Raw genomic sequence first — 13,376 nt, 5'->3', positions numbered from 1 at the left:
AAGGATAAGAGCCGTAGAAAAATGTCTCTGGGAACACGGAATACCCTGGTTGGTATGTCATTTATTCTACCGAACTTTATTGGCTTTGCAGTTTTTGTATTAATCCCGGTAGTATTTTCATTTGTTCTCAGCTTTATGGAGTGGGACGGGTTTACAGAAATGAAGTTTGCAGGATTGGATAACTTTTTTGCTATTTTCGGTGACCGGGTGTTCAAAGCATCCTTAACACAGACTCTGCAATACAGCTTTTTTACCGTCATACTCAGTATGGCGGCTGCGTTAGGACTTGCTATTTTAGTAAATCAGAAATTAAAGGGGACTACATTTTTCAGGAGTGCCATATTTTTTCCTTATGTAGCTTCTGTTGTAGCGATCGGAGCAGTATGGAAAGCTATGTTTATGAAAGACGGCGGTCCTGTTAACGTAGCTCTGGAAGCAGTGGGATTTGCAGAACAATATCTTCCGGGTTGGTTTTCTTCTACGGACTGGGCTCTGACTGGAGTTATTATCGTCAGTATCTGGCGTAATATGGGTTATTTTATGATTATTTATCTGGCTGCTCTTCAGGGCATTCCTTCCTCCGTATATGAAGCGGCTAAGATTGACGGAGCATCTAAGTGGCAGATATTTAAAGGAATTACATTTCCAATGCTGACACCAAATCATTTTTTTGTATTTATGATGCTTACGATTAACAGCTTCAAGACATTTGACCTTATTTTTGTACTTACTGAGGGGGGACCGGGTACTGCGACTACCTTGCTTAGTACATATATTTACGACCAGTCTTTCTCTTATATGCGTTTTGGAATGGCAAGTGCTGCATCTATGATTCTATTTCTCATAGTGGGAACGATTACGGTAGTGATGTTCCGAATGGAGAAAAAGTTTTCTGATTATATGTAAAGGAGTAAGAGAAAATGGTAGAAAAGAGAAATCCGGTAGTGCGCACCTTGATATATGCAGGACTAAGTATCATTGTAGTGGTGACGCTGCTGCCGTTAATATGGATGATGTCTGCATCCCTCAAAACTTCTAATGAAGTATTTACCAGTCCGATACAATGGATTCCGGAGGTATTTCAATGGGGAAACTATATCAAAATATGGCAGAAAATAGATTTTGCCCTGTTTATCTTTAATAGTACAAAACTGACGGTAATTGTTACGATTATTCAGCTGGCAACCTGTGCCTTTGCAGCATATGGATTTACGAAGTGTAAATTCAAAGGACGGGATACATTATTTCTGTGTTATGTGGCAACCATTGCGATTCCGTGGCAGATTTTTATGCTTCCCCAGTATGTAATGCTGCAAAAAATGGGACTGGTAGATACCCATTTGGGATATATTCTGCTTCAAAGCTTTGCGGCATTTGGTGTATTCCTGTTAAAACAGTTTTTCCAGGGAATTCCAGATGAGCTCTTAGAGGCAGCACGTATTGATGGTCTGTCGGAGTATGGAACCTTTGGGCGAATTGTAGTTCCACTGGCTAAACCGGCAATGGCTACACTGACGATATTTACTTTTGTAACTGTGTGGAATGATTTTATGGGTCCCATGATTTATTTCAGCAGTGAAGCTAATAAAACCATACCACTTGGAATCCGGATGTTTGTAGGACAATATTCTACGGAATACCAGCTTATTATGGCGGCAAGCGTGGTCAGCCTGATTCCCATTGTAATATTGTATGTGTTCTGCCAGCGTTATTTCGTAGAAGGTATTGCTACAAGTGGATTAAAAGGGTAATCAGACAAAATAAAATAAAGATTGATAAGCAGGGTAAGGTTGAAAGAAAATTACAATGCAGAAAGGACGCCACGATGTGTTTCTTTCAACCTGTTTAATTGTGGCAGTATTGCAGGCTTGCCTGCAATATGCATTGGGAATAAATATGAGACGAGAGGAATGTCAATTACATAAATTTTTTAAACCCGCACCGTTGAAGGGTGGATTCTCCATGGAGGATTACTGGGTTTGGTGTGGAAGCGTAATAAAAGGCGAAGATGGAAATTACCATATGTTTGCTTCCAGGTGGAAAAAGACTTATCAATTTCATCCGGGCTGGGGGATAGACAGTGAGGTTGTCAGAGCTGTTTCCGGGACTCCTGAGGGTCCCTATATATTTGAGGAGGTAGTGTTACCTCCCAGAGCCGCAGGATACTGGGATGGACGTATTACACACAACCCGGTAATTCAAAAGCATGGTGATACCTACGTACTGTTCTACATGGGGTCTACATATCCATATCCGGATATACCCCAGGATGGAAGCCTGAATTTTGAAAGCTATCAGTGGATTTGCTCACGCAGCAATAAGCGGATTGGAATGGCAACGTCAAAGAGCATTTTCGGTCCATGGAAACGTTCTGACCGCCCTTTACTGGATGTCCGCCCGGGACACTTTGATGATTTCTTCACTTCTAATCCGGCACCTTGTATCAATCCGGATGGCAGCTGCCTGTTAGTATATAAGACCAGAAGCTGGAAGAAACCTCCTTATGGAGAATATAAATCAGGCAATGAGATGTATAGCGGAATGAAATTAGGGGCAGCATGGGCACCCCATTGGTCGGGACCTTATGAAAGAATCACGGATAAACCTTTATTTGAGGATGGCGGTGAAGTGGAAGATCCTTTTATCTGGAGAACGGACACGGGGTATGCCATGATTGCCAAAGACTTTAACGGCATCTATACAGGAAATATCGGAGACGGTGTATATGCAACCAGTGAAGACGGTGTCAAATGGAATGTCCGGTCAGGACCGTCATTCACCCGTGACATACTTTGGGATGATGGAAAAGTGCGTAAGATGGGCAATATGGACCGGCCATTTCTGCTCATAGATGAAAATGGAGAAGCAACACATTTGTTTGTAGCCACAAATGACGGAACGGATGTTGATTTTATTACCATGAATTGTGCATGGAATGCATGTATTCCATTAGCGTAGACAGTAGATGGAGGAAATAGATGACTGAGTATTTAAATAAATCATTGGATCGGGCATGTGCGCTATTGCATGAAAATCTGGACAACTTTAGAGATTGCTTCCGGCATTCCTGCAGTGAGAATAACTTTTATCCGTCTGTAAAGAATGTGGATTGGACTACCGGATTCTGTACCGGTGAGTATTGGCTGGCATATGAGCGGACAGGCAATGAGGATTTCAAAAGAGAAGCTTTAAAAGAGGTGGACAGCTTTTTAGACCGTATGGAAAGAAAAATTGATGTGGATCACCATGACCTGGGATTTCTTTATTCCCTTTCCTGCGTTGCCGGATACAAATTAACGGGTAGTGAAGCCGCTAAGAAGGCAGCGGTTCTGGCAGCGGACCAGCTCCTGACACGCTTTCAGGAAAAAGGACAGTTTATACAGGCATGGGGCACTATGGGAGTGGAAGAAAATTACCGTCTGATTATTGACTGTCTTTTAAATGTACCCCTTTTATATTGGGCATCGGATGTTACGGGAGATGAAAAGTACCGGGCGATTGCCCTGGCACATACTAGAACCAGTATGGCAAATCTGATACGCCCGGATTCTTCTACTTACCATACCTTCTTTTTTGACCCCAAAACGGGTGCTCCTGTACGGGGATGTACCTATCAGGGTTACCGGGACGGATCCGCGTGGGCAAGAGGACAGGCCTGGGGAATATATGGTATGGCACTGGGATATCGCTATACGAAAGATCAAACATGTATTGACCTGTTCTACAGGGTAACAGAATTTTTTATCAAACGTCTTCCTGATGATTTGATTCCCTATTGGGATTTGGAATTTATGGATGGCGAGGAGCCAAGGGATTCCTCAGCGGCCGCTATAGCAGCTTGCGGTATGCTGGAAATGGCAAAGTATCTGCCAAAAGAGGAAGCTCAAAGATATAGTGAATTTGCAGAGAAGATTGCGCAGTCACTGGCAGAAGACTATAGTGTCGGTGATGTGGGGGAATCCAACGGGTTACTGCTTCATGGTGTGTATGCGAAATCCACGCCTTATAACCCCATCCCGGAAAGTGCAGCAAGGGGTGTGGATGAATGTGTTATCTGGGGAGATTACTTCTATATGGAGCTGCTTACGAGATTGTCAAAGGATTGGGAGATTTACTGGTAGGGATAAAACCGGGCGCAGGACGCGCCCGGTTTTGCTTTGCCTTTATGATATTTAATTTTTAACACTGTTAGGTGAAAAAGCATTATAATAAAAGAGGAAGCGGCAGGAGAAAAAATCTTGTCCAATCAGTTCAAGAAAATAAATTTGAAAAGATATAAAATGAGAAAGAGGTATCGGAATGAAGCAGTGGGACATGGAAAAAGTAAATGCTGTACAAAGGATGCAGGATTATATACGGGATCATGTGGAAAGTGAAGAATTTTCTTTTGAAGAAATGTATTCCTGCGGAGGATATTCGAAAAGGCACGGAGACAGAATATTTAAGGAATTTATCGGAAAGACACCGAAAGAGTACGTCAGGGCAATCCGTCTGTCGGATAGTTCCCTGGAATTATTGAATAGCAGCCAGCGAATTCTGGATATTGCACTGAACTGCAGTTATCAATCCCATGAGGGATATGTAAAGGCATTTTGGGAGGCTTTCCATGTTACGCCCAGTTCGTACCGGAATTCACCGGATCCTATTCCATTGTTTGTTCAGTACCCGATCCGAAATTATTTTACGTTAATTAATCACAAGGAGGACAGAAGTATGTGTAAAGAAATGAAATTATGTATGATTACTGCAGTATCAAGACCAAAAAGAAAGATAATACTGATGCGTTCGGCAACAGCTGTGGATTACTTTTCTTTCTGCCAGGAAGCAGGGTGTGATTGGGAAGGTTTATTTAACAGCATTCCTGAGAAATATGATCTGGCGGCCATTTTGGAACTTCCGGCACATCTGGTGAAAGAAGGAACCTCTGCCGTAGCAGCAGGAGTGGAAGTGCCTTACGATTATGCAGGAGCTATTCCAAATGGATGCGATGTGGTTGAACTGGAACCTTGTGAAATGCTTTATTTTCAATCGGAACCATATGAAAAGGAAGAGGATTTCTGTGTAGCTATTGACAGTGTCCAATATGCCATTGAAAAGTATAATGCGAAAGCTTATGGATATCAATTGGATTCCACGCTGGCACCGAAGTTCAATTATGGAGCGAATACGGTCATGGGGGCGAAGCAGGCAGTTCCGGTTTGTAGGTTATAGGATTAGTTCAGCTATACTAGTGGATTGAGAGACAGGGCAGGTTAGTTCAAATATTAAGTAAAAAGAACGCAGGCAGAAGCGGAAAGGGAGAATAGCTCCTTTACTTGCATCTGACCTGCGTTTTTTGAAAATTCACTTTGGCATACTTCAATTAAGATGTGTTTTTTATTATATAATTTGTTTGTACTGCAAACCTAAGAATACTTTGATAAAGGTTTTCCTATAAGTGGTGCAAAAAATTAGATTAATTAGGAGGCATAGATTATGGCTAGTATGGTGAAGGTAAGAAAAGTATTTCCCGGTTTTATTTTTGTAATATTTATTTTTTTATTAGTTCAAGGATTATCGTTTAGAGGCAAAATGCCGGATGTTATGAAGAAATCCCTAGTCAAGAGTGAGCTTGTCGTATGGGACTCTTTTCAAAAAGAGGGTTTATCACAAACATTAAGTTATCGAAAAGAACACAGGATTACAGTTAGTAAAGTATTGAATGCGAAAGAGTACAACAACCCGTGTCTGTTGATAGGGTCAACGTATTCGAAATTACAAGTAAAGTTGGATGGGAAAGAAATATATCATTTTAGTTGCGGCACACATGAACTCCCTGTCACAAGGATGCTCTATTTGTTTGTAGACCTTCCAAAAGGATATAATGGTATGGAACTGGTAATGGAAATGCGTTCTAGTTACCCTATCTCGTATATGAGAGAACCAACCGTATTAATTGGTAACAGGACGGATATAGTGACAGCTCAGTTAAAAAAGGAACTGCCGCAATCTATAATTGGCATTTTGATTTTTCTTATGGGAAGTATATCAATTATAACATCTGCGATTCTAAATATTTTTTATTGTATACCGGTTAAGGAGGGAAATTATGTGGGAAAAGCATATATGTGTATCGGTGTATGGCTCCTAACAGAATGCAGGTTAATTTTGCAATTTCTCAATAATTATGTATTAATCTATTATATCAATTATTTCTGTTTCTATTTTGGCATTATTTATTTAATACAATATTTAGGATATGTGGAAAACAAAAAGTGGAGGAAAATTCTGAAAACAACAACAACTTTTTATAGGTATTTATTTTACATAGGAACCCTGGGAGAATTTACGCATAAATTTGGTTATCTGGACATGCAGATGGTCTGGTATCCAGCCGCCGCAATCGGTCTTGGAATGGCAGTATTAGCACATATAAGATCGAAAGATAGAGGAAGGCAGCTGATATCGGTCCTTTATTTTTTTACTTTTATTATAGATGGATTTTTTTTCTATCCAAAGGTATACCGTAGTTTTGGAATAGGAGTTGGATCAAGTTATATCACTATTTTTATATTATTATGTTTTATTTTAAATCGTTATTGCACTTTTTTTTCGGGAGCAGTCCGGGAGCAGGTTCAGAATCAGGCATTAAAAATACATTTAAAAACACAAGTTCGGCATTATGCTGGAATGATACAATCCTATAAAGACCTGACTGTTTTCCGGCACGATATGAAAAATAGAATGTTATCTATTTATACTATGGTGGAACAGGGGATGAATAAGGAATGCTTAAATTATATGGGAAAGTTAATAAATGAAATGAAACGTCCGAAAAAATATTTTGAAACAGGAAATCCTGTACTGGATGCGATTTTAACAGAAAAACAAATGGAATCAAAAAATAAAAATATTACTTTTAAAACTAAATTAGAAATACCCCGCCAGTTAAATATCAAAGATGATGATTGGATTTCTATTATGGGAAACCTGATAGATAATGCCATTGAAGCAACTGAAAAATTAAAATTATCTCCGAAAGAAATATCAATGATAATGGTATATCGCCATAGAATTTTATTTATCCAGATTGAAAATACGGTGGAATCTCCGTATGTTAATTTTAAGGTTACCTCTAAAAGGAATTCCATGCAGCATGGTTATGGTTTACTAAGCATCAGAAAAGCTTTGAAAAATTATCAAGGCAGTTTTGATATTTGTATCCATGAAGGCAGATGTCTGGCAGAAGTACATTTAGAGTGTGGAGAAAAAAATGTATAATTCCTTCTATATATTATATAGAGACGAATAATTTGATAAAACCCGACTGTTGAGTTCTGTGTTTACATCCTTACGGTACCGCCTCGATATAGGCAGAGCTTCTCCTGTAGAAAGATAAGCGGTACCTTCTTTTATATAATCCAGATAATCATAATTAATTAAACAACTCTGACTGAGTTTTAGAAAACCATGGGGAATAAATTCATTGCAAAGCTTCGAAATCGTACCTCTAAAACGATAAACCTGATCCTGGCAATGGATGGTTATCATTTTCTGGTAAACCTCAATAAATAAAATATGTGCAATATCGAGATGAACAAATGAATCAGAAGTACGAAAGGAATAAAAATGATCCCGCCGTTGTTTGTATTTTTCCAAAGCCTTGAAGAAGACAGTTTCAAAGTACTTTGGTTTTATTATATCTTTTAATAAATAATGAAATGGATGTACTTCAAAAGATTCGAACACATATTGTTTATAAGCACTAAGAAAAATAATTTCTGCAAAACATCCCATCTTACGAAGGGTTTTAGCGGTAGCAATGCCGTCTAAACCTGTCATTTGAATATCTAGAAACAGCACAGCTACCGCTTCCGGCCTTTCTGAAATATGAAATAATACCTGTTCACCACTGGTATATATTTCTATACAAATCTGTTCATTTATCTTTTTTTTTATGTTGTCAAACAACTTAATATATCTTTGTATAACAGTCAATTCATCATCGCAAAAAATCACTGTAATCATTATTTCACAAATCCTTCCCATCACCAATTAACCAATTAGGGCAAAAGAAATACCGCTTATACCATGATTTAACATATAAGAATTTATTTCATTATAATGACCCAGGAAAAGGCATAAAAAAACGAACTATTCATCGGAATTAAAAACCAATGACCCGTTCGCAAAATTACTGATTTCGTGATATTAAATATGATCTATACCATTTGTAATATCACTGTTTATGGTAATAATTTACCATATTTGTCAAATAATGTCAATATCTAAATAAAAATGTATTGATTAATGGACAAGTAGAAAAATATATGGACTTTATGGATCAAAAGCAAATATCAGATGAAAATTTTTAAGCCGTCAATAAGCCGTCAAATAGAAAGGGGACAGATAACGTGGCAAGACGTGGAGAGAATATATATAAACGAAAGGATGGAAGATGGGAAGGAAGATATGTTACCGGGAAAAAAGATAATGGAAAAACAGCATTTAGTTATGTATATGGAAAAACATATACGGAGGTTAAGAAAAGGTTAGAAATTTATAAAGGAAATCAGAATCTGGCAGGATTATTAAAAGATACGAAGCAGGTATTTGGAGATGGGAAGCTGCGGACCTGGCTGGAATACTGGCTGGAAGAAGAGATACGGCCTCATGTAAAGGAGTCTACGTATGTTGTATACCGAGGGCAGATAGAACGGCACATACTGCCTGCAATTGGAAATGAGCCGCTAGTCGGAGTGAACAGACAAAGTATGAAAAAACTGTATCAGAATATCTTAGATAAGAACATTTCATATGCAACTTCTCATAGTATTTGCAAACGTTTTATAGCAGCATTACAAAGTGCTTACGAGTCTAATTTAATTCATGAAGTACCGGCTATTCCATTTAAAAAGAAGAATGAAACTAAGAAAAAAGCTAAGTTTATGACGATACATGAACAAAAGACATTGGAAAAGAAACTGGATGAGACAAAAAAGAAAGATCTGGCAATTCTTCTATCACTTTATACTGGATTACGTGTAGGTGAATGCAGCGCATTGAAGTGGGAAGATTTTGACCAATTAGAAAAGGGGATGCGAATTACACACACAGTACAAAGAATTCATGATTATGGAAATACGAATAATAAGACAACTCTTTTGTATTCTAAACCCAAAACCCAGGCTTCTGTAAGGTTTATTCCATTGCCTGAATTTATGATTCGTTTATTATCTAATTTAAAAAAGAAACATGAAGGGACTGAAGCTAATTTTATGTTTGGAGTTAAAGAAAGGCCTATAGATCCAAGAGTACTGCAGTATCATATTGAAAAAATAACAAAATCCCTGAAAATAAAAGGTGTACATTTTCACACGTTACGACATACATTTGCCACCAGATTCATGGAAAGAGGGGGGGATATTTTAGCATTGAAGGAGTTGCTGGGTCATACTTCAGCAAAGCTTACTATGGATTGGTATGGACATTCTACAAATGAACATATTCAGCAGTCTATGAAGAAGATGAAGCGATTGGCAGCTTAAAACCAAAAATATAAGCCGTCATGAGCCGTCAGCCTTAAAATGGATGAAACCTATAATTTATAAGAAAACCAGGGCTATTTCGCGAAATCAGTAATTTCATGAAAATTACACGCGCCAATGGAATTAGTATTCCCATTATAATTTTTATTTAAGGTAGCATTATAACATATTTTAAATATGATGGAAAGGGTAGGAATTAAGTGGAAATACAGTGGTGGGTTACGCACGATGAGGAGGGAGCAGAAAAATGAATATGTTTACTTTCGAAGTAATAATGTCGTTTTGTGTTTTTTTTACTAGTGAGTGGTAATTTTATTTGAAATTCTATGTTAGTACACAGTAAATTGAGAAGAGGAAAAGATGGTTGAGGTAGGCGAATGGAAAAGAAGATGAATAATAAAAATGTTAGACGGATTTTGGCATATCTATTGGCGGTGTGTATTTGCATTGGCGGAATACCAATTGCTTATGCTCTCGGGGATGAGCATAGTGCAGAAAATAAAACTTTGCTTACATACAATGATTCAGGTACGGAGGTGGATGTATTTGAACCTTCTGAGGAGTTTAATGAGGCATGGTCAATAGGGCTTGAAAAGGCAGCTGAGCAGCTTGCTTCTGAGGGATATGAGAATTTAGAAGTTGCTAATGAAAAAGATGTAATGATATATGTCTCTAAAGGAGGTTCAGAAGATAGTGCTGGTTATATTAAAATAAATATTGATGAAACTCAGGAAGTCAAAGTTCCATATATGGAAAAATACGATGGAAATGGCGGCAATTATAATCTGTGGAGGTTATGTAAAGCTGTCAAAGTAGAACAGGATATGAAAAATGGTCAAATGGAAAAAGAACATGAGAGTACAGAACCGTTACAGGAAACGGAAGAGATTATAAAGAAAGAAAGCTTAGAATATTTTTGGGTGAGAACAGATAGTCTAATTGAAATAGACTCAACAAAAGAAGAAACTGGAAATACAGAGCATGTAGAAGATACAAAAAATACAGAAGACACAGAACATTTAGAAGATACAGAAATTATAGAAACAGAAGTGACTGAAAGATTAGAAACAGCAGCGACAGAAAACCAAGAGAATATTGATACAGAAAACATGCAAATGACAGAACTGCAGGATACAGATTTATTAGAAACGGAAAGTGTTGACAACGATAAATCTAAAGATAAAGATTCTTACAAAAAACAGATGGATGAAAGTCTATCAATTAGTGAAATAAACAATGGTACAATATCTGTCATAAGTTTTACAGATATGAAAAACACAATAGAAAAAGCAACCTCAGATATTGTGGTTAGTTTTGGTGAGTCTTTTGATGTTACAAGTACAATAACTATACCCACAGGAAGAAAAATTACAGTGACTGGCGGAGGGACGCTAAATCGTAGAAATACATATTTATACAATATCTTCAGAGTGAAAGGGAAAGGTACAGAACTTGTATTGGATAATATTATTCTGGAGGGTAATGATATTGTCTCAAGTGAAGCAGGTGTTTTAGCAGATTATGATGGTACGTTAGTTATGAATGATCCATCAGTGATTAGGAGGTTTAATCGTGGTGGTGATGCAGATGGAAATGCCGTAAGAATTGATCAGGGCGGAAGGTTCTTTATGCGAGGCGGAACGATCGAGGAATGCCGTTCTGGATGGGGAGCTGCGGTCAACGGAAGATTCAATTGCTATTTTGAAATGACTGGCGGACTCATTTGGCATAATATAAGTGATAATGAATCAGCAGTTGATATGTATGATGGCCTTGGAGGAAGTTTTGTCATAACAGGTGGTGAAATAAGAGATAATTATCTTCAAGCTGCAGCATGGAGTTCTGGCATTGTTCATTCACGAGATGCTACAACTTATATGGGACAAAAATATGCAGGTACTTTTTCAATTGAGGAAATTCATAGTATGTTGGATAATGGAACGTTAGATGGTGGAAAATTATTGCAGAATTATAGTTATGTTGGAGGATCTGCGAGAATCTATGATAATTTTGCAGGTACCAATATCGGTTATATGGATGTTACAAAAACGTGGAAAGACCATGCGGCAGTAGCTGAAAAATCAAAATTAAAAGATATGAGTTTATGCTATTTTGGAGGGGGTTATGAGGGGAAAATTATCTTTGGTTCTGTAAATAATGATGGATTATTAAGAACTATTGAATCATATCCTTATACCGGACGTACTGGTGGAACAATAAGCACAGTTGGTATAGGTCAGGATTTTAATAAATATAATTTTGGAAGAACAATAAGTAAAGATGGGAAACGAGATCTTAGAGGAAAAAATGCTGAAATAATGGTAAATTCTAATCTTATTACGCCAGGAATAAATATAGAAATTAATGCTGCAAGCGGTGATTATGATACTTGGATTGCCGCAGCAGACGGCTTTTTGTATTGGATTCCGGATGTCCCAGGCGGATTTTGGAATACAACGACAGTAAAATTAGTTGATCAAAAAGGTAATGTTATCCCATATACAGGAGGTGCGGCAATAACAACGACTACTACAGCAACGACAGCACCACCTGTAAGTAATAGTGCATATACAGTTAATGAAAATACAATTGCATATGAAAATGGTATATGGGAAGCTAATACAGTGAATGCAAAAACATTTTATGCACCAGATTTAGATACCAAAGGCTATAAGTTTTCAGGAAAATATAGTATTGATGGTGGAAACCAGACAAGTGGAAAATTGTTTAAAGTAAATGATTATAAAACAGCTCATGAATTAGTGTTTTATTACAATGCGGAATATTATGAAGTCCAATATGATGGCAATGGAGGCACAGCAGAAAAATCACAAGATTCGGTCAAAGTAGGGGAAAGTACAACACTTCCTAATGCATCTAGAGAGAATTTTGACTTTTTAGGTTGGTTTACCACATCAGAAAATGGTGAAAAAGTTGGTAATGCCGGAGATACATATATACCTGAGAATAATGTTACATTATATGCCCAGTGGGAGAAAAAGTTTAGTGTGATTTATGATCTGGATGCGGGTCAGGGTGGTATCCCCTTGCCGGTTTATTATAAAACAGGGGAGAATATAACAGTTTCGGATACAGCCGATATAATGCCTCCAAAAGATAAACTATTCGACTTTTGGGAAAGCAGTATTGCAGTAAAGGTAGATGGTACAGACACTACAAAACTATATCCTAATGATATATTTATCATGCCAGCTCAGAATATAACTTTGAAAGCAATATGGAAAGATGCTAAAAAGGATATTACATTTGACGGATTTGATGGTGGTAATGCCATGATTAAAATAAAGAATAGCGCCGGTATGACAAGCAGCAAAGCCTTACCAAAGGTTAAAATTAATGGTGTATACGCTTCAGCAGAGGAAATGAAGAAATTTAGCTATAGCTTTGAACGCTATGTAAGGACAGGTACAAGCGGTAATTATAGCTATGGCTGGTCAGGAACATTATTAAAGGAAGGGCAGGACGATGCGGAAATAAAAAAACTCCCGGTAAGTGTAATCAAGCCGGCTGGGGACAAAGCAGAGATCCAGGCAGAGGCAAAAGCAGGACAGGCGGGCATTGTAAGGGTTACGATTACTTACGATGGGAATGAAAAAAATCAGGCATCTTGTATTGTATTTGTCTCTGGAGATGTGGATATGAATGGAGCAGTCCGTGTGGCAGATTCCAGCATTATTACCGAATACCTTCTGGGAACTGGAACAACTCTGGATCTTTATGAATACATGGAAATTATGGCGGATATGAACAGTGAGGCATTAAGTGGAAACCGTATTACCATACAGGATCTTGAAATGCTAGAAGAAATTCTGAACAATTAGGAGGGGG

9 protein-coding genes are annotated in these 13,376 nt (G+C 37.8%); 8 read left to right on the top strand and 1 reads right to left on the bottom strand.

The genetic code is table 11. From position 1 onward, the window contains the following. Positions 1-21 precede the first annotated feature (21 nt). From QR40_RS26645 to QR40_RS31975, 6 genes are all read left to right on the top strand, one after another. Positions 22-906 carry a carbohydrate ABC transporter permease gene (locus tag QR40_RS26645; RefSeq protein WP_027292346.1) on the top strand — a complete coding sequence of 295 codons (885 nt, stop codon included), beginning with the start codon at positions 22-24 and terminating at the stop codon, positions 904-906. A 14-nt stretch (positions 907-920) separates the two neighbouring features. Further along, positions 921-1,751 (top strand): carbohydrate ABC transporter permease, encoded by an 831-nt coding sequence (locus QR40_RS26640; protein ID WP_044297573.1) that lies wholly within the window; start codon positions 921-923, stop codon positions 1,749-1,751. A gap of 100 nt (positions 1,752-1,851) precedes the next feature. After that, a complete protein-coding gene (locus QR40_RS26635; protein ID WP_242858593.1) occupies positions 1,852-2,958 on the top strand; it encodes a glycoside hydrolase family protein in 1,107 nt (368 codons plus the stop codon). 20 nt (positions 2,959-2,978) lie between these two features. After that, positions 2,979-4,121 (top strand): glycoside hydrolase family 88 protein, encoded by a 1,143-nt coding sequence (locus QR40_RS26630; protein WP_044297572.1) that lies wholly within the window; start codon positions 2,979-2,981, stop codon positions 4,119-4,121. Between the two features lie 178 nt (positions 4,122-4,299). After that, a complete protein-coding gene (locus QR40_RS26625) occupies positions 4,300-5,211 on the top strand; it encodes a helix-turn-helix transcriptional regulator (protein WP_242858592.1) in 912 nt (303 codons plus the stop codon). 1,500 nt (positions 5,212-6,711) lie between these two features. After that, on the top strand, positions 6,712-7,260 hold the full coding sequence (locus QR40_RS31975) for a sensor histidine kinase (RefSeq protein WP_160295880.1): 549 nt from the start codon (positions 6,712-6,714) through the stop codon (positions 7,258-7,260). 6 nt (positions 7,261-7,266) lie between these two features. Here the strand turns inward: QR40_RS31975 and QR40_RS26615 are convergent, their stop codons facing one another. Continuing rightward, entirely contained in the window at positions 7,267-8,007 is a 741-nt protein-coding gene (locus QR40_RS26615) for a LytR/AlgR family response regulator transcription factor (RefSeq protein WP_027292341.1), read from the bottom strand. 386 nt (positions 8,008-8,393) lie between these two features. On the opposite strand from QR40_RS26615, the gene QR40_RS26610 reads away from it, so the two are divergent. Beyond that, on the top strand, positions 8,394-9,527 hold the full coding sequence (locus QR40_RS26610; RefSeq protein ID WP_044297570.1) for a tyrosine-type recombinase/integrase: 1,134 nt from the start codon (positions 8,394-8,396) through the stop codon (positions 9,525-9,527). A gap of 377 nt (positions 9,528-9,904) precedes the next feature. After that, on the top strand, positions 9,905-13,369 hold the full coding sequence (locus QR40_RS26605; RefSeq protein WP_044297569.1) for an InlB B-repeat-containing protein: 3,465 nt from the start codon (positions 9,905-9,907) through the stop codon (positions 13,367-13,369). Positions 13,370-13,376: the final 7 nt, after the last annotated feature.

The organism is Robinsoniella peoriensis (assembly GCF_000797495.1).
Taxonomy (GTDB): Bacteria; Bacillota; Clostridia; order Lachnospirales; family Lachnospiraceae; genus Robinsoniella; species Robinsoniella peoriensis.
The sequence above is the reverse complement of the archived record's forward strand: the minus strand, read 5'-3'. Positions and strand labels throughout refer to the sequence as shown.